Origin of the sequence: Actinomadura physcomitrii (assembly GCF_008923205.2) — a bacterium.
Lineage (GTDB): Bacteria > Actinomycetota > Actinomycetes > Streptosporangiales > Streptosporangiaceae > Spirillospora > Spirillospora physcomitrii.
Genome location: NZ_WBMS02000027.1, coordinates 12,941 through 33,860, shown reverse-complemented (window position 1 = coordinate 33,860; position 20,920 = coordinate 12,941). Strand labels below are relative to the sequence as shown.

The window sequence follows — 20,920 nt, the reverse complement described above, 5'->3', positions numbered from 1 at the left end:
CCGTTCCGGTCCGCCGGACCGCGTTACCGTTCTTCCGGGCTCGGGCCGTCCGAAAAGGGCGGTCCGAGCCCGTCCGGATACCGGGGCCGGCCGGAACCTGGTCGCCGAACGGTGACAGCTTCCCCAATCGGCTTGACGGTTCGGTTGAAATCCGTACGGTCGAAGGGCTAGGGGGCTGGTGATGGCTGTCGATGGTTCCGGAACGCACGACAAGCGGCGCGCGGACGAGCGGGCAGGCCCCGTCGCGTCGGCCGACCCGCGCCGCCCAGAGCTTGTCGGGCGGACCCGTAGTGCACTACCGTGACGAAACCGATATCTCCGGTCTCGTTGCCAGTGGTGGTCGCCCGATCACCCGACCCTCCAACGGTGAATCGCCGGCACCCAGTCGGCGTTTCGGATCGAGAGCAGGTGGCCCCATCCATGGCAGGTGCGAACACCGGACGGCGCGCAGGCGGCCCGCTCCATCACTTCCTGCTCCCCTCTCACACAGCGTCCGGTACCGCGCCGTGCGGCGCGTCGTCCGAAGCAGGTCGGTGACCCTATGACGGTACGGCTGTTGACGAACATCGGCAGGCTCTGGACGGGCACCGACGTCTGCAGCAACGCCGCCGTGCTGATCCACGACGACCGCATCGTGTGGGCCGGCCCCGCCTCGGACCTCCCGCAGAGCGTCCCCGGCATCATCGACGACATCGTCGACGTCGACCACGTCGAGAACCTCGGCGGCGGCCTGGTCACCCCCGGCCTCATCGACGCCCACTCCCACCCCGTCTACGCGGGCAACCGCTGGGCCGAGCTCGCGATGCGCACCAGCGGCTCGTCGCACTCGGCGATCGCGGCGGCGGGCGGCGGCGTCAACTCCACCGTCACCGTGACCCGCGGCACCGACCCCTGGACGCTGTGCAACGGCGTCCGCGAGCGGCTGCGCCAGTGGATCCTCGCAGGCACCACCACCGTCGAGGCCAAGACCGGCTACCACCTCACCCGCGACGGGGAGCTCGCCGACATCCGGATGCTGCGCTCGCTCGAGGGCGAGCCGTCCATGCCCCGCATCCACGCCACGTTCCTCGCCGCCCACATCCTCCCGCCGGAGTTCTTCGGCCGCCGCCGCGACTACATCGAGGCCGTCCGCCTGTGGGCCGGCGACGCCGCCGTCGCCGGCGCCGACTCGATCGACGTCTACTGCGACGAGGGCCACTTCACCGCCGAAGAGGCCCGCGCCCTGCTGCTCACCGGCAAGCGCGCCGGGCTGAAGGCCCGCATGCACGCCTGCGCCAACGAGCGCATCGGCGCCGCGCAGGTCGCCGCCGAGGTCGGCTGCGCGTCCGCCGACCTGCTCACCCAGGCCAACGACGACGACATCAAGGCCCTCGCGCACGCCGGCGTCACCGCCACCGTCTGCCCCGGCAGCGCCCTCAACAGCAGCCGCGCCCCGGCGCCCGTCCGGCAGATGATCGACCGCGGCGTCACCGTCGCGCTCGGCACCGACCACAACCCCGGCCAGTGCGGCATCACCTCGATGCCGCTGGTCATCGGCCTGTCCGTGGCGATGTTCGGGCTGAGCGTCACCGAGGCGCTGCGCGCCGCCACCCTCGGCGGGGCCGCCGCCCTGCGCGTCGGCGACCGCGGCTCCCTGGCCCCCGGCATGCTCGCCGACATCGTGCTGTGGGACGCCGACCACGAAGGCGCGTTCGCGTGGGCGTTCGGCCTGCGCGCGCTGCGCGTGTGGCGCGGCGGCGTCCCCGTCCAGCCCTGACCGACATCCGGGGGTAATGTCCCGTTCATGGGCAGCTCCGTCGCGGTCGTCACGGATTCCACCGCCTACCTCCCGCCGGGGCTCGCCGAACGGCACGGGCTGACCGTCGTCCCCATGCAGATCTCCCTGGGCGGCGCCATGCGCGACGAAGGCGACATCAGCGGCGACGAAGCGGTCCGGGCGCTCCGGGACCGGCGGCCCGTCAGAACGTCCCGCCCCTCGCCCGGACGGTTCGCCCAGGCCTACGAGAGCGCCGCTGAGGCGGGTGCCGACGCGGTGGTGTCCGTGCACCTGTCCGCCGCCATGTCCGGGACGCTCGCGGCCGCCCGCCTCGCCGCCGCGGACGCGCCCGTGCCCGTCCACGTCGTCGACAGCGGCACCATCGGCATGGGCCTCGGGCTCGCGGCCCTCTCCGCGGCCGCCGTCGCGCTGGCCGGCGGAGGCGCCGAGGCCGCCGCGCGCGCCGCGGCACGCCGTGCGGAGACGTCGCGATCCCTGCTGTACGTCGACACCCTGGAGCACCTGCGGCGCGGCGGCCGGATCGGCGCAGCCGGGGCGCTGCTCGGCTCCGCCCTCATGGTCAAGCCCCTCCTGGACATCGCCGGCGGCCGGATCGTCCCGCTGGAGAAGGTCCGCACGTCCGCGAGGGCCCTGGCGCGGCTGGAGGAGATCGCCGTCGAGCAGGCCGGCTCCCGCCGCGTCGACCTCGGCGTCCAGCACCTCGCCGCCGCGGCCCGCGCCGACGCCCTCGCCGCCCGGCTGCGCGACCGCATCCCCCACGTCGAGGACGTCTACGTCGGCGAGGTCGGCCCCGTCATCGGCGCCCACGTCGGCCCCGGGATGCTCGGCGTGGTGATCGCTCCGCACCTCTGAGCATCGTCGCCGGTCACCTGGGGTGCGGCGAGAGTTATCCACATTTTCCGCGGCCCCTGCCCGGGGATCGCCGGCGCACCTAGCGTCGGCGCCATGACAGCCGACGACCGCCTCCAGTCCCTCGCCGCCCGGCTCAAGCCGTCCGCGCAGCCGCAGTCCGCGCAGCCACCCTCCGCCCGGCTGCGCTCCGGCCCTGAGAAGGCGAACGTCCGCGTCCTGGCCGTCCTCGCGATGATCGCCGCGCTGGTCGCCGGCGGCTACCTCTGGCTCGCCCGCCCCCGCCCGGATCCGGCGCCCACCTCCGCGGACGCCGCCGCCACCGAGGTCCCCGCACCGCCCGCACCGTCCGGCGCGTCACCGAACGCCGTCCCCGCCGGCGCCGTCTCCAGCGGCCCGGCGTCCGTGGTCGTCCACGTACTCGGCAAGGTCAAGCACCCCGGCGTCGTCACCCTGCCGTCCGGCTCCCGCGTCGAGGAGGCCATCAAGGCCGCGGGAGGCGTGCGTCCCGGCGTCGGCACCGGCACGCTCAACCTCGCCCGCAAGCTCGTCGACGGCGAGCAGATCCCGGTCGGCGTCCGCCTGCCCTCGCCCGCGCCCGGCGCGCCGCCGCCTGGCGGGCCGCCCGGGTCCGCCGCCTCCGGCTCACCCGGAACGCCCGGCACGCCCGGCACGCCCGTCGACCTCAACACCGCCACCGCCGCCCAGCTCGACCAGCTCCCCGGCGTCGGCCCCGTCCTCGCCCAGCGCATCGTCGACTACCGCACCCAGCACGGCGGCTTCCACTCCGTCGACCAGCTCCAGGACGTCGACGGCATCGGCGCCCGCCGCTTCGCCGACCTGAAACCGATGGTGCGCGTATGACCCCCCACCTCCGCCTGGTCGCCCCGGCCCTCGCCGCCTGGATCACCGCCGCCCTGACGATCGGCTTCCCGCCCGCCGCTGCCTGGACCGTGGCCGCCGCCGCGACCACCACCGCCCTTTACCTCCTTCTAGCTCCCCGCCCCACCCCCGAGAGCCCTCCACGCCCCCGTCCCGCCCCGGCGGACGCCCCCTTGTTCTCGGACACGGCGCCGGGTCGCTCGCGGTCGGAACGGGTCGCCGAGTCATCGCCCGGCAATGGCCGGAGGGAAGGGGGAGGAGAGCGGTGGACGCCCCCTAGGCCGGTGTTCAGACGCGGGCGTTCGGCTGCCGCCCGAGACGAGCCTCTGCTGCAGGACGCCGCGGTAAGGGGAGCGGGGGAGGCCGATGCGGCCGTCAGATCTTCAATCGAGCCCGGCGGTGGCGCGCGGCGGACTGCGGCGTGGTCGCCGGCCGGGAGTCCGGCCACGGCGGGAGGTGCGGCCGAGCGGCGCGGACCGGCGGGGGCGGTCGTGGGGGGCGGGCGGCTGGTCATCGCCCGCCTGGCCGCGTCGCGGCAGAGGCGCGGCGCAGGCGGGTCCTCGCGGGCGGTCAATCGGCGGGTCCTGGGGATGGTGCTCGTCTGTGCGGCCGCCTCCGCGACCGGGGTGGCGTTCCGGGCGTCCGCCGTCGGCAGCGGGCCGGTCCGGGCGCTCGCGCGTGCCGGAGGGACGTCGACGGCCGAGGCGGTGCTGACCGCGGACCCGCAGGCCAGGAAGGCCGGCGGGCGTCCCATGGTGATCGTCCGGGCGCGGGTCGAGGCGGTCGCGCGGGCCCGGGTGCGCGTGCCGGTGCTGCTGATCGCGCACGACCCGCGGTGGCTCGGGCTGCTGCCGAGCCAGCGGGTCCGGCTGCGCGGCCGGTTCGACGAGCCGCGCGGCGCCGAACTGCTCGCCGCCGTCGTGATCGTGCGGGGCCCGCCCGCGCTCCTCGGCGGCCCGTCTCCGCTCCAGCGGGCGGCCGAGGCCGTCCGGGCGCGGCTGCGCGCGGCGGTCGAGCGCCTCCCGCCCGATCAGCGGGGCGTCCTGCCCGGCATGGTCGACGGTGACACCTCCCGGCTCGACCCGGCGCTCGCCGAGGACTTCCGCACCGCGGGCCTCAGCCACCTGCTGGTCGTCTCCGGCGCCAACCTCGCGATCGTCATCGGCGCGGTCCTGTGGCTGTGCCGGGTCACGGGGCTCGGGCGGCGGCGCGCCCCGCCCGTCGCCGCCGTCGCGGTGGTCGCGTTCGTGCTGGTCGCCCGGCCGGACCCGAGCGTCCTGCGGGCCACCGTCATGGGCCTGGTGGCGCTGCTCGCGCTGTTCACCGGACGGTCCCGGCAGGGGGTGCCCGCGCTGTGCGCCGCGGTGCTGCTGCTCGTCCTGATCGACCCGGAACTGGCGCGGTCGTACGGCTTCGTGCTCTCCGTGCTCGCCACGGCGGGGCTGCTCGTCCTCGCACCGCCCTGGCGGGAGCGCCTCGCACGCCGGCTTCCCGGCCCGCTCGCGGACGCCCTCGCCGTCGCGGCGGCCGCCGAGATCACCGTCGCCCCGGTCCTGGTGATGCTCTCCGGAGAGGTCGGCGTGGTGTCCCTGCCGGCGAACCTGCTCGCCGCACCGGCCGTGGCACCCGCGACGCTGCTCGGCGCGCTCGGCACCGCGATCGCGCCCGTGTCCCTGCCGCTCGCTCGCCTGACGGTCCGTCCCGCCGGCCTCGCCGTGGGCTGGATCATCTGGATCGCCCGGACCGCCGCCGCGCTCCCGTACGCCACCGTCCCGTGGACGGGCGGCGGGCTCGGCGCGGTGACCCTGCTGCTGGCGGGCGGCGCCGCCGTCCTGATCCTGCGCCATCCCCGGCTCCGCATGGCCACCGTCGCGGTCATGGCCGGCGTGCTGATCGCCGTCGTCGCGCTGCGGGTCACGGCCCCGGGCTGGCCGCCGCCGGGCTGGCAGCTGGTCGCCTGCGACGTCGGCCAGGGCGACGCGCTCGCGCTCGCCGCCGGACCCGGCCGCGCCGTCGTCGTGGACACCGGCCCGGCCCCCGCGCCGGTCGACCGGTGCCTCTCCCGCCTGCGCGTGAAGGACGTGCCGCTGCTGGTCCTGACCCACCCGCACGCCGACCACATCGGCGGGACGTCCGGCGTCCGGCACGGACGCACGGTCCACGGGGTCGTGCGGACGCCGCTCACCGACGGCGCCGAGAACCGCTTCATCGCGGGGCTTGCGTCGCGTCCCGCGCTCGCCGGGGCGCAATGGCGCATTGGCGACCTGACCCTCGCGATCCTCGCCCCCCTGGGCACCGGCTCCGCCCTGTCGCCGAGAGACGACGGCACCACGATCAACAACGCCAGCGTCGTCCTCGTGGCCCGCCGGCCCGGTTTCAGCGCCCTGCTCGCCGGCGACGTCGAGACCGACGCGCAGCGCGCCCTGGAGACGAGCGTCCCCCGCGTCCAGGTCCTCAAGGTCCCGCACCACGGCTCCCGCAGCCAGGACCCCCGCTTCCTCGCCGCCGCCCATGCGTCGATCTCCCTGGTCTCCGTCGGCCGGGACAACGACTACGGCCACCCCGCCCCGTCCACCCTCGGCCTGCTGCACCGCCTCCGCACGCAGGTCCACCGCACCGACCAGGAGGGAGACATCGCCATCGTCCGCACCAGAACCGGCATCGCCGCCATCCCACGCCATTGACCCCGCCCGCACACCGCCGAACGCGCCCGAGGAGTGACCAGGCGGGCATCGAACCAGCCGATCGCCACCGGTCCAGGACGTCGCCCACATGCTGCGCCGGGACGGCCCGAGAATGCCCGGGTTCTTTCACCAGCGGCGGCATGCCTCCGCACGCAGTACGGCACAGGGCGCCGCGGCGCTCGCCGACGACATCGAGACCGCGTGAGCGGCGGGAGGCGACGTGGCGCGGGGAGGGGGTGGGGCGTGGCATGCTGCAAGGGTGTCCGAGGCCATCACCTTGATCGTGGGAGACGAAGAGCTGCTCGTGGAGCGGGCGATCGGCGAGGTCGCCGCCTCGGTGCGGGCGAAGGACCCGGACGCCGAGGTGATCGACCTCGCGCCGGGTGGGCTGGAGCCCGGCCGGATCGCGGAGCTGACGTCGCCGTCGCTGTTCGGCGGCGGGAAGGTGCTCGTGATCCGGTCCGCGCAGGACCTCGGCAAGGACCTCACCGCCGAGGTGCTCGCCTACGCCAAGAACCCGGCCGACGACGTGGTCCTCGTGGCCGTTCACCACGGCGGCGCCAAAGGCAAGGCGCTGGTGGACGGGCTGACGAAGCTGAAGGCGCACAGGATCGCCTGCCCCAAGGTGACCAAGATGGGGGAGCGCGTCGACTTCGTGCGCGCCGAGATCCGCCGGTCCGGCGGCAAGATCTCGCCGGACGCGGCGCGGGGGCTGCTGGACGCGGTCGGCAACGACCTGCGCGAGCTGGCCGCCGCGTGCAGCCAGCTCGTCGCCGATACCGGCGGGAAGGTCGACGACGCGGCAGTCGCCCGCTACTACCGCGGCCGCGCGGAGGTGAGCGGGTTCACCGTCGCGGACAAGGCGATCGACGGGCACCTCGCGGAGGCGTTGGAGCAGCTGCGCTGGGCGCTCGCGACCGGGGTGGCGCCGGTCCTGATCGTCAGTGCGCTCGCCCAGGGCGTTCGGGGGTTGGCCAAGGTCGGCGGCGCGCCCCGGGGAGCCCGCGGCGCGGCCCTGGCCAAGGATCTGGGCATGCCGCCGTGGAAGATCGAGCGCGTGCAGAAGCAGCTGCGCGGCTGGTCGGGCGACGGGGTGGCGCGCGCGCTCACCGCCGTGGCGGAGGCCGATGCGCAGGTGAAGGGCGGCGCGGCCGATCCCGCCTACGCGCTGGAGAAGACCGTCGCCGACATCGTCGCCGCCCGCGGCTGACCACCGGCCGCCGTCCCTTTGCCCAGCCGCCGTCCCGTGTTCGGCTGCCGTTCCGGTGTCCGGCGGACGACCTTGTTCGGCGGACGGCTGTCTTTCGACGTCGCTCCCGCGTGGCGTCTTTTAGCGCGTGGGTTAGGAGGATTCGGCCTTGGTCTTGAGGCCGTTGGCTTCCATGGTGACGTAGCGGCGGGTTCGGGAGCCCATGAGGACGGCCAGCAGCGGGGCCAGGAGGCCGGTCTGGTCGAGGGTGAGGCGGACGGTGCTGCCGCCCGACGGGCCGGGGCGGACCTCGTGGCCGCCGGTCGTGGTGACGCCGGGGGAACGGGACCGCCAGGTGAAGTTCTCGTTCTCGGTGAACGTGGTGACCGTCCAGACCGCGGCGGGCATGCCGGGCTGGTGGACGCGGGCGCGGGCGCCTTCGCGAAGGGGGCCGTCGAGCAGTTCGACGCGGTTCATCGAGGCGGTCATGTCGGGCCAGCGCTCGACGTCCGTCAGCAGCTTCCAGACGGTGTCGGGGGCGGCGTCGATGTCGACGGAGATCTCGAAGTGCACGGTGGGCTCCCGGTGGTCAGCGCGGCGCGGATCCTGGTCAGCAGGCCGGTGACGAGGGGGTCGTCGTCGCGGCCCGGCAGGTGGACGGCATAGTAGGGGACGGTGGGCAGGTCGGTGATCTCGCGGAGGACGACCCCCGGCGGCGGGACGACGCAGCCGTTCACGACGGCGAGCCCGGCCCGCAGGGACACGAAGTGCAGCAGCAGCGGCCAGCCCTCGGCCTCGACGGCGGCCGTCCACGGGACGCCGGCGGCGCGGAGGGCGCGTTCGAGCGCGACGCGGTGCGGGCCGGCGGGCGGCGGGACGACCAGGGACGCGCCCGCGAGGTCGGCGAGGGAGAGGGACGGGCGCGCGGCGAGCGGGTGGTCGTCCGGGACGGCGAGGGCCTGCGGGTACGCGGCCAGCGGGACGGTGGCGAGGTCGGCGGGCAGAACGTCCAGGACGGCGACGCCGAGGTCGGCGCGGCCGGTGCGGACGGCGGTGAGGGTGCGCGCGCGGTCGCCGTTGACGAGCCGGACGCCGTGCCGGACGGCGTCGCCGAGCAGGTAGAGGTAGGCGCCCTCGCCGGCGGCGAGGACGGGGAGGCGGGCCGGGGCGGTGCCGTCGAGGTCGGCGAGGAAGGCGGTGACGCGGGCGTCGAGGTCGCGGGCGAGGCGGGCGACGGCCTCGCCGGCGGGGGTGAGCGCGATGCGGCGGCCGTGCCGGGTGTAGAGGGGGCGGCCGAGGGTCTCGGCGAGCTTGCGGATCTTGACGTGCAGGGCCGGCTGGGAGATGTGCAGGTCCTCGGCGGCGCGGGTGAAGTTGAGGCGGTCGGCGAACGCGGCGAAGGAGGCGAGCGCGTCGGTGGACAGGCGGCTCAGCTCCATAGATCAGAACTATAGACCGCCGCGCGATCGATAGTTCAGTATTAGCGGCGACGGGGCCAGGCTCGAGGCATGGAACCTCGTCTCGGCATCGATTTCGGCCGCGTGATCCAGGGCGTCTCGGCTCCGGGGACGGCGGACACGGCGTTCCTCGGCGGCTCGTTCGCCGAGGCGCTGGCGTCGCCGGCGGCGGACGGCGTGTACGACGTGCTGCCGGGGCTGGTGGAGGCGTTCGGCGGGCGCGCGTGGATCATCTCCAAGTGCGGCGAGCGGGTCCGCGAGCGGACGCTGGCGTGGCTCGACCACCACGACTTCTACGGCCGGACCGGGCTGGCCAGGGGGAACGTGCGGTTCTGCCGGAAGCGGCCCGAGAAGGCGCTGCACTGCGCGGAGCTCGGCATCACGCACATGATCGACGACCGGCTGGACGTGCACCGAGCGATCCGCGGCATCGTCGCGCACCGGTACCTGTTCGGGCCGCAGAAGGGCGAGGTCCCGGACTGGGTGCGGCACGTCCCGACGTGGGCGGACGCCGCGGCGATCAGCGAAGATATTCCGGCGGGACGGCGTCGGCCAGCCACACGCCGTTCGCGCTGACGCGGAACGCGTGGCCGGCCGCGGCCATCCGCCCCGCCTCGACGACGAGGACGACGGGCCGGCCGCGGCGGGCGCCGACGCGCCGCGCGGTCTCGGGGTCGGCGGACAGGTGGACGGCGTGCCGGTCCATGCGCCGCAGGCCCTCGCGGCGGATCGCCGGGGCGGCGGCGTCGGTGGTGCCGTGGTACAGCAGCTCGGGCGGCGGGACGGCCGGGAGGCCGAGGTCGACGTCGATGCTGTGGCCCTGGACGGCGCGGATCCGGTCGCCGTCGAGGGCGTAGCGCCGCTTGTCGTTGACGGCGACGACGTGCTCGAGCTCGGCGCGCGTGATGGGGAAGCCGTGCCGGGCGGCGGCGTCGAGCAGGTCGGGCACGCGGGCCCAGCCGCCGGCGTCGAGGGTGAGGCCGATGCGCTCGGGCCGGTGCCGCAGGTGCTTGGCGAGGTACTTGGAGATCTTCACCGTGCGCCGTGCGTCCATGGAGCCCCGACCGCCTCTCCGCTCCGGGCATGCGTCAGGGCCGGTCGCGGTGGACCGGCCCCGGGCGTGCGCGTCTAAGCGAGCGCCGTGCTCACTCGGCCTGCAGGGCGGCGGCCTGCTTGGCGATCGCCGACTTGCGGTTGGCGGCCTGGTTCTTGTGGATGACGCCCTTGCTGACGGCCTTGTCCAGCTTGCGGGCGGCGACGCGCTGCGCGGCGACGGCCGCCTCGACCTCGCCGGCCTCCGCGGCCTCGCGGAACTTGCGGATCGCGGTCTTCAGCTCCGACTTGACGGCCTTGTTGCGCAGCCGCGCCTTCTCGTTCTGCTTGTTCCGCTTGATCTGGGACTTGATGTTAGCCACGTCGTAGTGCCTCAGCCTTGGTTGCGATCATGGCCCGCCGTCTCGGCGGGCGCGAACAGGATGTCTGACGGGGGCGGACGGTGCCCCCGGGGCACGACGCTACGCCACACGCAGTCGCACAGCCTACCAATCGGGCCCGTCCGCCGCGAACCGGCCGGGTCCGGCGGCCCCGGGGCCGCCGCGGAGGCCGTGCACGGAGCATCAGGTCCGGCATGGGACTATGGACGGACAGATCCATTGTCCACCTGTGAGTTTGCGAACGGACCCCGGTGCCAGCGCCTGAGCCTGACAAGACCGATCCCGCGATCATCCGCAACTTCTGCATCATCGCGCACATCGACCACGGCAAGTCGACGCTCGCGGACCGCATGCTGCAGCTGACCGGCGTGGTCGAGGAGCGCCAGATGCGCGCCCAGTACCTCGACCGGATGGACATCGAGCGCGAGCGCGGCATCACGATCAAGAGCCAGGCGGTCCGGCTGCCCTGGAGCGCGGGCGGCACGGACTACGTCCTGAACCTGATCGACACCCCCGGCCACGTCGACTTCTCCTACGAGGTGTCGCGGTCGCTGGCGGCGTGCGAGGGCGCGGTGCTGCTGGTGGACGCGGCGCAGGGCATCGAGGCGCAGACGCTCGCGAACCTGTACCTGGCGCTCGAGGCGGACCTGCACCTGATCCCGGTGCTGAACAAGATCGACCTGCCTGCGGCGCAGCCGGAGAAGTACGCCGAGGAGCTCGCCGGGATCATCGGCTGCGACCCGTCCGAGGTGCTGCGGGTGTCCGGCAAGACCGGCGAGGGCGTGCGCGAGCTGCTCGACAAGATCGTGCAGGATGTGCCGGCGCCGGTCGGCGACCCGGACGGCCCGGCCCGCGCGCTGATCTTCGACTCGGTGTACGACACCTACCGCGGCGTGGTCACCTACGTCCGGATCGTGGACGGGCATCTGTCGCGCCGCGAGAAGAGCCTGATGATGTCGACGGGCGCGGCGCACGACACCCTCGAGGTCGGCGTCATCTCCCCGGAGCCGAAGCCCGTCCAGGGGCTCGGCGTCGGCGAGGTCGGCTACCTGATCACCGGGGTGAAGGACGTCCGGCAGGCGCGGGTCGGCGACACGGTGACGGGCGCGGGCCGTCCGGCGCCCGAGGCGCTCGGCGGCTACCAGGACCCGAAGCCGATGGTGTTCTCCGGCCTGTACCCGGTGGACGGCGACCAGTACCCGGAGCTGCGCGACGCGCTCGACAAGCTGCGGCTGAACGACGCGGCGCTGATCTACGAGCCGGAGACGTCGGCGGCGCTGGGGTTCGGGTTCCGCTGCGGGTTCCTCGGCCTGCTGCACATGGAGATCGTCCGGGAGCGGCTGGAGCGCGAGTTCGACCTGTCGCTGATCTCGACGGCGCCGAACGTGGTCTACCGGGTGGTCATGGAGGACGGGTCGGAGCACACCGTCACGAACCCGAGCGAGTTCCCCGAGGGCAAGATCGGCGCGGTGTACGAGCCGGTGGTGAAGGCGACGCTGCTGTCGCCGGCCGACCACATCGGCGCGATCATGGAGCTCTGCCAGGGCCGCCGCGGCGTGCTGCTCGGCATGGACTACCTGTCGGAGGACCGGGTCGAGATCCGCTACACGCTGCCCCTCGCCGAGATCATCTTCGACTTCTTCGACCAGCTGAAGTCGCGGACCCGCGGGTACGCCTCGCTGGACTACGAGCCGAGCGGCGAGCAGGAGTCCGACCTGGTGAAGGTCGACATCCTGCTGCAGGGCGAGTCGGTGGACGCGTTCAGCCAGATCGTGCACCGCGACAAGTCGCGCGAGTACGGGCTGATGATGACCGCGAAGCTCAAGGAGCTGATCCCGCGGCAGCAGTACGAGGTGCCCATCCAGGCCGCGATCGGCGCGCGCATCATCGCGCGGGAGAACATCCGCGCCATCCGCAAGGACGTCCTCGCCAAGTGCTACGGCGGCGACATCTCCCGCAAGCGCAAGCTGCTGGAGAAGCAGAAGGAGGGCAAGAAGCGGATGAAGACCATCGGGCGGGTCGACGTCCCGCAGGAGGCCTTCGTCGCGGCGCTTTCCACCGGCGGCGAGTCCGCCGACAAGGGACGCAAGTAGCGGAGCCGGGGCCGGGCGGGCGCGCCGCCCGGCCGGGCTGTTCGACGATCGGCCGGGCTATTTGACGATCGGCCACGCGACGACGACCGGCACCGCGCGGAACTCGCCGCGGTTCGCCGCCCGCGCCGCGTAGACCAGGAAGAACAGCACGGCCGCGGTGAACAGCAGCGGCACCCAGATCAGGACGTCGACGGCGAGCGCGAGCAGGCCGCCGACGATCCAGACGGCGATCGCCGCGATGCCCATGTTCAGGCCCTGCGCGGCGTGCCGGCGGACGAACGGCGAGCGCGCCTTGCCGAGGTAGACGATGGCGGGCGCGATGGCGCCGACGAGGAACTGGCCGAGGTAGGCCATCAGCGACCAGGTCTTATCGTCGTCGCTGACGGGACCGTAATGGCCGGGCAGCTGCGCGGTGCCGCGCCCGTGCTGCCCCTGCTGCGGCTGCTGCCAGGCCTGGCCCGGGCCGCCCTGCTGCGGCGGCTGCTGCCACGCGCCGCCGGGCAGCGGGGGCTGAGCGGGCTGCTGCGGCTGCTGCCAGGCCGATCCGGGCTGCTGCCACGGGCTCTGCTGCTGGGGCGGCTGCTGCCATCCGGGCTGCTGTCCCTGGCCGGGCGACGGGGGAGGCCCGTAGGCCATGGCGGGTGTCCTCTCCGGGTTCGCTGAGCGAGCTTTGGCGAAGTGTACGACTCCTAGGACGCACCCGGAGTTCGCCCGGTTTCCCGCCTTTCCTGCCCCCGCAGCCCGGCGCGCGGCCGATGCGGGACGTCAGGGACGCCAGAGGCGTCAGGGACGCCAGAGCACGCCCGACGGGTCGTCCGGCGTGAGCGTGACCGACCCCTTCCAGCTCAGGAACGAGGGCTTCGGCAGGTACGAGCCGTCCAGGAAGAAGCCCCGGTTGAGCGAGGCGACGGTGGCGGGGGCGCCGTTGTCGCCGAGCCCGGTGGGGCGGCGGATCGCCTCGACGCTCGCGATGTCGGACGCCGTCGTGCCCTCCGGCAGCTCCACCGTCGTCGCGACCGGGCCGTCCCGGTCGATGGACCAGGTCGGCTGGTCGTGGTCGGACCGGTAGAGCCGCGACGGATCGGACTTCAGCCGCACCCCGAGCGCCACGCCCGGCACGGACCCGGTCCCGGTGGCGGCGCCGGTCGTCTTCGCGAACTCGACGAACAGGTACGTGCGCTGGTCGCCGACCGCCGTCGTCGCGGGATCGGACGGGCTCTCGATCTTGCCTTCGCGGAGCATCTCCTGGGCCATGACCCGGTACGTCCACGGCTGCTGGTCCATCACGTACTCGCGGGTGCGGTCCTCCGGACGGGTGGCGGTGACGTCCGGCATGAAGCGCAGCGGCGAGCCCGGCGTGACGGCGTCGCACATGTTGTTGTTCACCGTGCACGTCTGCAGCACCGGGTGGTCGGCCTCGTACTCGCCGGTGAACTGCAGCGTCGCGTGGTTGGGCGCCTGGTAGACACCGGTGCCGTCCACGCGGTTCCCCTTGGCGTCGACCTCGACGCGGTAGATCCACTCGATGTCTGTGGTGCGGCCCCAGCGGGCCATGAGCGCGGGCGTGTCGGTCCCGCCGTCCTCGTTGCTCCAGACGACCGAGTATTCGAGGATCTTGTGGCCCGGCGTCGCCGCCGGCTTCGTCTCGTGCCAGGCGATCAGCGGGGTGTCGGTGGTGGCGTTCTGGTAGGCGTCGCCGGTCACCGCGAGGGTCCGCCCCACCACGACGGGCGCGTAACGCAGCACGAGCTGGTCGGCGGAGGGCATCCGGACGCCGGTGCGCGCGAGCCGCACGCGCCGGGCGGCGGGGGCGCTGCCCTTGGCGAACCGGAAGGTGACCTTGTGCCGGCCCCGGCCGACGCGGCCGAGGGCGAGGCTGCGGGGCGTCGGATCCGACGCCGGGACGACGAGGTCGGTGACGTGCCGGCCGTCCACCGCGATGGACACCACGGCGGACTCGGCGCCCTTCGTCGCCCACGACACGCCGGGCGCGGACGCGGTGAAGCCGATCAGCGCCTCCCCGGCGCGTCCGGCGGTGAAGGCGAGCGAGCGGACGGGCCCGCCCCGGTGGACGTCGATCGTCCGCCCGGCGGGGGCCCCGGCGGGAGCGGCTTCGGCGGGGGCGGCGGCAAGCGCGAGGGGAGCGGCGGCGAGGGCGGCGGCGGACAGGGCGAGTGCTGTGTGACGCGCACGGCTTCTCATGATCGGGAAACCTAGGGCGGCCGGATTGCGCGCCGGTGACGGGCCGGTCCCCGGTGGGTGTCGAGATCATTGCCGCGCGATCTTCCGGAACCGCGGCGCCCGCCGCGAGTCAGGCGTTCGCCCGGAACGGGACGGACGGCGCCGGCGGCTGCAGCGACACCGCCGCGAAACGCTCCTCCCGCCCGGCGGACCGCCGCGCGGAGCCCGGCCGTCCGTCCGGCTCGTACAGGGTGAGGCCGAGGGAGGGCAGCCGCACCGCCCGCCCCCGCCGCACCACCTCGTGGCCCAGCTCGGCGAGGAGCGCGGTCACATCGCGCGCCGGCTCGTCCAGCAGGTCGATCCCGTCCAGCCGGAACCGCATTTCCGGGTTCCCGCTCCAGCCGGGCCGCCGCGTCCCGCAGATCTCCGCGACCCGCTCCGCGCCCGTCCCGGACCGGTCCGTCGACAGCGACAGGACCCCGCGCCCCACCTGGACCCTGCGATGATCGGCCCACCCGCACAGGAACTGCGCCCTCGGCGGCGGCGTCCCGCACCGTTCCGCGACCGCGGCGAGCGTCGCCCACGCGTCCGACGCCGGCGTGCTGAACAGCAGGTGGGCGTCCGGCAGCAGCGCCCCGCGCCCCGGCTCCAGCGTGATCACGAACGGCGCGACGCGGCCGGGGAACCGCGCCGGGTCCGCCTCCCGCAGCGTGACCAGGCCCTCCCACTCGACCGGGTCGTCCACCGCGAACCAGGTGATCGCGGCCTCCGCGCCGAGGTCGCGGAACGTCGCGTCGGTGAGCCGCTCGGCGATCGCGGCGCGCAGCCCCTCGGCGGTCTCGGCGAGCCTGCGCCGCCACCACGCCGGCTCCGGATCCGAGCGGCCGCCGGTCTGCCACAGGACACCGGGGCCGTCGAACGCGGTCCGCCGCTCCGCGCCCTTGTCGTCCACGACGACGTAGTCCCATCCGCCGGGGCCGCCGCGCAACACCACCCGCGCGGGCACGCGCCCCCAGTCCACCGGCCCCTCGTTCCGCATTCGGACGACCCTATCCGCCCAAGAGGGGCGGCACGCATCATTGCGGCCCGTGCCGCCCGCCGCCCGCCCGGCTCGACCAAGATCGTCCCGGCTGGGCGCCGAACGCGGCCGGCGGTTTCGCCGCGACACGGCCGGCGCTCCGCGATCCGGGCCCGGATGTCGGTACGGTCGGGGGCAGTGCGTCGACGGGACCGGAGGTTCGAGCGTGACCCACTCCGAGCAGGTCCTGCGCTCCCAGCGGGAGCGGGAGACCGTGAACGGCGCCGTGCGCGCCCTGCGCTCGGCCGCGCCGCCGGACTGGGCGCGGCTCGGCTTTGAGTTCCGCGCCACCGTCGGCATCGACAGCGCGTCCTTCGAGGTGGAGGACGCCGCGGGCGAGCGCCGCAAGGCGACGCCGCCGGGCCAGGCCGTCGGCAAGATGGACGAGCTGCGCCGGGTGATGTACCGGCGCGGCAAAGGCGCCTGGTTCACCGCCCGGCTGGAGGTCGAGCGCTCCGGCCGGTACAGCGCCGAGTTCGACTACGACGGCGAGCCCGAGTTCACGCCGCCGCTGACGCCGTCCGCCTACGCCCTGGACCTCGACCGCTTCCCCCGCAGCGACGCGCACATCCCCGCCTGGCTCCGCCGCAAGCTCGACGAGGCCTGACCAGTCCGCCGCGGACGGCAGACTGGAGGCGTGCCCTCCACACTGCCCGACGGCGACCCCGTACCCGCCGACGGCGCGCTGCCCGGCAGCGCGCTGGAAGGCCTGGGCGCACGCCCCTTCGCGTTCTACGTGCACGTGCCCTTCTGCGTGACCCGGTGCGGGTACTGCGACTTCAACACCTACACCGCCACCGAGCTCGGCCCGGGCGCGAGCCGCGACTCCTACGCCGACACCGCCGTCGCCGAGGTCCGGATGGCCCGCAGGGTGCTCGGCGACGCGGACCTCCCCGTCCAGACGGTCTTCGTGGGCGGCGGCACACCGACCCTCCTCGCGCCCGACGACCTCGGACGCGTCCTCGCGGCCATCGACGCCGAGTTCGGCCTCGCCCCGGGCGCCGAGATCACCACCGAGGCCAACCCCGAATCGGTGGACGAGGCCTACATCGCGAAGCTCCGCGAGGTCGGTTTCACGCGTGTCTCCTACGGCATGCAGAGCGCGCGCGAGCACGTCCTCGCCGTCCTGGAGCGGACGCACACGCCGGGCCGCGTCCCCCAGGTCGTCGAGTGGACGCGCAAGGCGGGATTCGAGCACGTCAACCTCGACCTCATCTACGGGACGCCGGGGGAGACCGACGACGACTGGCGCGCGTCCCTGGAGGCCGCCCTCGCCTGCGAGCCCGACCACGTGTCCGCGTACGCGCTGATCGTCGAGGAGGGCACCCGCCTGGCCGCGCAGGTGCGGCGCGGCGAACTCGCCGCCCCCGACGACGACGCCATGGCCGACCGCTACCTGATCGCCGACGAGCTCCTCAGCGCGCACGGCCTGAACTGGTACGAGATCTCCAACTGGGCCTCGTCGCCCGGGGCGGCCTGCCGCCACAACCTCCTGTACTGGACGGGCGCGGACTGGTGGGGCGTCGGCCCCGGCGCGCACAGCCACGTCGGCGGAACCCGCTGGTGGAACGTCAAGCACCCCGCGGCCTACGCCGCGCGCCTCGTCGAGGGCACCACCCCCGCGTACGCGCGCGAGGTCCTCGACGCCGCCGACCGCCGCATCGAGCGGATCATGCTCGAGCTCCGCCTCGCGAACGGCTGCCCCGCCGACCTCCTGGACGACGCCGCCGTCCGCCGCGCCGTCGCCGACGGCCTCATCGACCCGGCCGCCCACGACCGCGGCCGCGCCGTCCTCACCCGCCGAGGCCGCCTCCTGGCCGACGCCGTAACCCGAGACCTAACCTGACCACCCCAAGGGCCCGCCCTCCAGCCCCGGCAGATCGAACCCCAGCCCCGGCAGGTCGAACCTCAGCCCCGGCGGCCCGGACCTCAGCCCCCGCCACGGGCAGGCACGCGGAGCGAGTGCAGCGAGCGCAGCGGGCCTGCCCGGCGACGGACGGGCTGTTTCGCGCGGAGCTCTAGCGGAGCGGGAAACAGCCCGTCCGTCGTGACGGGGGTTCCAGGGGGTCGCCCCCTGGGCTAACACGTCACGAAGTCGATCAGTTCTTCGACGCGGCCGAGGAGGGCCGGTTCGAGGTCGGTGTAGGTGGTGACGGAGCCGAGGATGCGCTTCCAGGCCGCGCCGGTCTCGCAGTCCCAGCCGAGGGCCTCGACGACGCCCTCCTTCCAGGGGACGCCGCGGGGGACGCGGGGCCAGGCGGGGATGCCGACGGCGGCGGGCTTCACGGCCTCCCAGATGTCGATGAACGGGTGGCCGGTCACGAGGACGTGCGGGGACGACACCCGCGCGGCGATCCGGCTCTCCTTGGAGCCCTCCACGAGGTGGTCGACGAGCACGCCGAGGCGGCGGCCCTCCTCGGGCGCGAACTCCTCGACGATCGCGGGCAGGTCGTCCACGCCTTCGAGGTACTCGACGACGACGCCCTCGACGCGCAGGTCGTGGCCCCAGATCTTCTCGACCAGCTCGGCGTCGTGGACGCCCTCGACGTAGATGCGGCTCTCCTTGGCGACCCGCGCGCGCAGCCCCTGGACGGCGATGGACCCGGAGGCCGAGCGGGCGGGGGCGGCGGGCGCGGCGGCGGGCCGGACGAGGGTGACCGGCTTGCCGTCGATGAGGAAGCCGGCCTTGGTCAGCGGGAACACGCGGCGCTTGCCGAACCGGTCCTCCAGCGTGACGCCGAACTTGTCGCAGCCGACGACGGCTCCGCAGAAGCCGCTGTCGGGATCCTCGGCGACCAGGCCGGGTTCGGCCGGGACCTCCGGGATCCGCCCCTTGCGGGGGCGGCGCCAGTCGCCGGCGAGGACGTCGTCTCCGTAGTTCTTGCTCCGCACGGTTCCGCACACTAACGGCCGGGATAGGATCGCGCAGCCGCGCGCGGGCCGGCGGCCTGGCCGGGGCCTCCGGAACGTCCCCTGCGGGCCGTACACTTGGCACTCGGAACTACGGAGTGCCAGCAAGGCCTTGTCGGCGGTATATCTGGACGTGAGGACCTGTGGAAGGCGGAGAAGGAGGTGACCGGGTGCTGGACGACCGGAAGCTCGCGGTGCTGCGCGCCATAGTCGAGGACTACGTCTCCACCAACGAGCCGGTGGGCTCCAAGGCGCTCGTGGACCGCCACAACCTCGGCGTGTCCTCGGCCACCATCCGCAACGACATGGCGGTGCTGGAGGAGCAGGGGTACATCGCCCAGCCGCACACCAGCGCCGGGCGGGTCCCCACCGACAAGGGGTACCGGCTGTTCGTCGACCGGCTGTCGACGATCAAGCCGCTGTCGATCGCCGAACGCCGGGCGATCGAGACGTTCCTGTCGGGCGCGTACGACCTCGACGACATCGTCGGCCGCACCGTCCGGCTGCTCGCGCAGCTCACCCGGCAGGTGGCGGTCGTGCAGTACCCGTCGCTGACCCGCTCGTCGGTGCGGCACGTCGAGCTGGTCCCGGTCGCCGAGGGCCGGCTGCTGCTGGTGCTGATCACCAACACCGGGCGGGTGGAGCAGCGCGTCATCGAGACGGGGAAGATCTCCGAGGAATCCGTGGGGCACCTGCGGGCGTTGCTCAATACGTGCCTGGACGGGCTGGGCTTCGGCGACGTGCCGTCCGCCGTGGCGGACCTGCCGGACAAGGTGGGCCCGGACGAGCGGCCGGTGGCCGCCGCGGTCCTGTCGGTCCTGCTGGAGACCCTCGTCGAGAACCACGAGGAGAAGATCGTTTTCGCGGGTGCGGCGAACCTGGCCGCCGTCGACTTCTCGCAGAGCCTGCGGGAGGTGCTGGTGGCCCTGGAGGAGCAGGTGGTCCTCATGCGGCTGCTCGGCGAGACCGGCGACTCCTCTACTCTTACGGTGCGGATCGGCACCGAGAACCCCGATGAGGGGCTCCGTTCGACCTCGGTCGTCGCAGCCGACTACGGCGTCGGCGACCTCACACTGGCCCGGCTGGGCGTACTCGGGCCGACACGCATGGATTACCCCGGCACGATGGGAGCGGTACGGGCAGTGGCACGCTACGTGGGACAGATCCTGGCGGGGTCGTAAGTGGCCAACGACTACTACGCGACCCTCGGCGTCCGCCGGGACGCCAGCGCCGACGAGGTCAAGAAGGCGTACCGGCGGCTCGCGCGCGAGCTGCACCCGGACGTCAACCCGGACCCGGAGACGCAGGAGAAGTTCAAGGAGATCACCCAGGCCTACGAGGTGCTCTCCGACCCCAAGAAGCGCGAGATGTACGACCTCGGCGCGGATCCGTTCGCGCCGGGCGGCGGCGCGGGCGCGGGCGCGGGCGGGTTCGGCGGCGCCGGGTTCCCGTTCAGCGACATCATGGACGCCTTCTTCGGCACCGCGACGTCCCGCGGCCCCCGTTCGCGCGCGCGCCGGGGCCGGAACGCGACGCTGCGCGTCGAGCTGGACCTGGCGGAGACCGCGTTCGGCACGACCCGCGAGCTGTCCATCGACACCGCGGTCGCCTGCACGACCTGCGAGGGGACGGGCTGCGCGCCCGGCACCCACCCGGAGACGTGCGAGACCTGCCACGGCCGCGGCGAGGTGCAGCAGGTGCAACGCTCGTTCCTCGGCCAGGTGATGACGGCCCGGCCGTGCCCCGCCTGCGGCGGGTTCGGCTCGGTGATCCGGCACCCGTGCACCGAGTGCTCGGGCGACGGCCGGGTCCGCACCCGGCGCACCGTCAAGGTCAAGATCCCGGCGGGCGTGGAGAACGGCATCCACATCCAGCTGGCCGGCGAGGGCGAGGTCGGGCCCGGCGGCGGCCCGCCCGGCGACCTGTTCCTGGAGATCGCCGAGAAGCCGCACCCGATCTTCGAGCGGGAGGGCGACGACCTGCACTGCACGGTCGAGATCCCGATGACGGCCGCCGCGCTCGGCACCAGCGTCACCATCGAGACGCTGGACGCCGCCGAGGAGGTCGACATCAAGCCCGGCACCCAGTCCGGCCAGGTGATCACGCTCTACAACCGGGGCGTGCGGCACCTCAACGAGAGCGGCCGCGGCGACCTGATGATCCACGTGAACGTGGAGACGCCGGGCAAGCTCGACGAGGAGCAGGAGGAGCTGCTGCGCCGGCTCGCCGCGCTGCGCGGCGAGGAGCGCCCGCCCGGCAAGTTCGCGCCGGGGCAGCGCGGCATGTTCTCCCGCCTGCGGGACGTGTTCAACCAGCACTGAAGAGCCGCCGCGGCGGCCTACCGCGAGGGCCGCGACGGCACGCCGCCGGCCTCGGACGGGCCCGCC

At 74.1% G+C, this 20,920-nt stretch carries 19 protein-coding genes; 11 read left to right on the top strand and 8 right to left on the bottom strand.

Annotated elements, in window-relative coordinates; genetic code table 11:
• Positions 1-541: 541 nt before the first annotated feature.
• The 5 genes from hutI (at position 542) to holA (ending at position 7,402) form a co-directional block, all read left to right on the top strand.
• Positions 542-1,756, top strand: a complete 1,215-nt coding sequence (hutI, locus tag F8568_RS29405) for an imidazolonepropionase (protein WP_131755759.1) — start codon at positions 542-544, stop codon at positions 1,754-1,756.
• A 27-nt stretch (positions 1,757-1,783) separates the two neighbouring features.
• Positions 1,784-2,629, top strand: a complete 846-nt coding sequence (locus F8568_RS29400) for a DegV family protein (RefSeq protein WP_151596946.1) — start codon at positions 1,784-1,786, stop codon at positions 2,627-2,629.
• Between the two features lie 93 nt (positions 2,630-2,722).
• Entirely contained in the window at positions 2,723-3,490 is a 768-nt protein-coding gene (locus tag F8568_RS29395; RefSeq protein ID WP_151596945.1) for a ComEA family DNA-binding protein, read from the top strand.
• A gap of 608 nt (positions 3,491-4,098) precedes the next feature.
• Complete coding sequence (locus F8568_RS29390; protein WP_151596944.1) at positions 4,099-6,192, top strand: ComEC/Rec2 family competence protein; 2,094 nt, start codon at positions 4,099-4,101, stop codon at positions 6,190-6,192.
• Positions 6,193-6,451: 259 nt separating this feature from the next.
• Positions 6,452-7,402: a DNA polymerase III subunit delta gene (holA, locus tag F8568_RS29385; RefSeq protein ID WP_328601072.1), complete on the top strand. Its 951-nt coding sequence runs from the start codon at positions 6,452-6,454 to the stop codon at positions 7,400-7,402.
• A 132-nt stretch (positions 7,403-7,534) separates the two neighbouring features.
• On the opposite strand, the gene F8568_RS29380 is transcribed toward holA, so the two are convergent.
• Both F8568_RS29380 and F8568_RS29375 read right to left on the bottom strand, forming a co-directional pair.
• Positions 7,535-7,954, bottom strand: a complete 420-nt coding sequence (locus F8568_RS29380) for an SRPBCC family protein (protein WP_151596943.1) — start codon at positions 7,952-7,954, stop codon at positions 7,535-7,537.
• Positions 7,894-8,820, bottom strand: a complete 927-nt coding sequence (locus tag F8568_RS29375) for a LysR family transcriptional regulator (RefSeq protein ID WP_151596942.1) — start codon at positions 8,818-8,820, stop codon at positions 7,894-7,896. The genes F8568_RS29380 and F8568_RS29375 overlap by 61 nt, the downstream gene beginning before the upstream one ends.
• A gap of 69 nt (positions 8,821-8,889) precedes the next feature.
• On the opposite strand from F8568_RS29375, the gene F8568_RS29370 reads away from it, so the two are divergent.
• Positions 8,890-9,414, top strand: a complete 525-nt coding sequence (locus tag F8568_RS29370) for a hypothetical protein (RefSeq protein WP_151596941.1) — start codon at positions 8,890-8,892, stop codon at positions 9,412-9,414.
• Here the strand turns inward: F8568_RS29370 and F8568_RS29365 are convergent.
• Complete coding sequence (locus F8568_RS29365; protein ID WP_151596940.1) at positions 9,359-9,892, bottom strand: RNA 2'-phosphotransferase; 534 nt, start codon at positions 9,890-9,892, stop codon at positions 9,359-9,361. The two genes, F8568_RS29370 and F8568_RS29365, sit on opposite strands and share 56 nt — an antisense overlap.
• Positions 9,893-9,983: 91 nt before the next feature.
• On the bottom strand, positions 9,984-10,253 hold the full coding sequence (rpsT, locus tag F8568_RS29360) for a 30S ribosomal protein S20 (RefSeq protein ID WP_151596939.1): 270 nt from the start codon (positions 10,251-10,253) through the stop codon (positions 9,984-9,986).
• 269 nt (positions 10,254-10,522) lie between these two features.
• Between rpsT and lepA the strand changes: the two genes are divergently transcribed.
• Entirely contained in the window at positions 10,523-12,364 is a 1,842-nt protein-coding gene (lepA, locus tag F8568_RS29355) for a translation elongation factor 4 (protein ID WP_151596938.1), read from the top strand.
• A gap of 57 nt (positions 12,365-12,421) precedes the next feature.
• On the opposite strand, the gene F8568_RS29350 is transcribed toward lepA, so the two are convergent.
• The 3 genes from F8568_RS29350 to F8568_RS29340 form a co-directional block, all read right to left on the bottom strand.
• Positions 12,422-13,000 carry a DUF4870 domain-containing protein gene (locus F8568_RS29350; RefSeq protein WP_151596937.1) on the bottom strand — a complete coding sequence of 193 codons (579 nt, stop codon included), beginning with the start codon at positions 12,998-13,000 and terminating at the stop codon, positions 12,422-12,424.
• Positions 13,001-13,147: 147 nt separating this feature from the next.
• Positions 13,148-14,566 carry a hypothetical protein gene (locus F8568_RS29345; RefSeq protein WP_160573796.1) on the bottom strand — a complete coding sequence of 473 codons (1,419 nt, stop codon included), beginning with the start codon at positions 14,564-14,566 and terminating at the stop codon, positions 13,148-13,150.
• 109 nt (positions 14,567-14,675) lie between these two features.
• Positions 14,676-15,584 carry a hypothetical protein gene (locus tag F8568_RS29340; RefSeq protein ID WP_151596934.1) on the bottom strand — a complete coding sequence of 303 codons (909 nt, stop codon included), beginning with the start codon at positions 15,582-15,584 and terminating at the stop codon, positions 14,676-14,678.
• A gap of 205 nt (positions 15,585-15,789) precedes the next feature.
• Here F8568_RS29340 and F8568_RS29335 point away from each other — a divergent pair, with 205 nt between their 5' ends.
• Positions 15,790-16,230 carry a hypothetical protein gene (locus F8568_RS29335; RefSeq protein WP_151596933.1) on the top strand — a complete coding sequence of 147 codons (441 nt, stop codon included), beginning with the start codon at positions 15,790-15,792 and terminating at the stop codon, positions 16,228-16,230.
• A 30-nt stretch (positions 16,231-16,260) separates the two neighbouring features.
• Positions 16,261-17,469 (top strand): radical SAM family heme chaperone HemW, encoded by a 1,209-nt coding sequence (hemW, locus tag F8568_RS29330; protein WP_151596932.1) that lies wholly within the window; start codon positions 16,261-16,263, stop codon positions 17,467-17,469.
• Positions 17,470-17,702: 233 nt separating this feature from the next.
• Here the strand turns inward: hemW and F8568_RS29325 are convergent, their stop codons facing one another.
• A complete protein-coding gene (locus F8568_RS29325; protein WP_151596931.1) occupies positions 17,703-18,515 on the bottom strand; it encodes a DUF3097 domain-containing protein in 813 nt (270 codons plus the stop codon).
• 188 nt (positions 18,516-18,703) lie between these two features.
• On the opposite strand from F8568_RS29325, the gene hrcA reads away from it, so the two are divergent.
• On the top strand, positions 18,704-19,714 hold the full coding sequence (gene hrcA, locus F8568_RS29320) for a heat-inducible transcriptional repressor HrcA (protein WP_151596930.1): 1,011 nt from the start codon (positions 18,704-18,706) through the stop codon (positions 19,712-19,714).
• Positions 19,715-20,854 (top strand): molecular chaperone DnaJ, encoded by a 1,140-nt coding sequence (dnaJ, locus tag F8568_RS29315; RefSeq protein ID WP_151596929.1) that lies wholly within the window; start codon positions 19,715-19,717, stop codon positions 20,852-20,854. It abuts the gene before it with no gap.
• Positions 20,855-20,920: the final 66 nt, after the last annotated feature.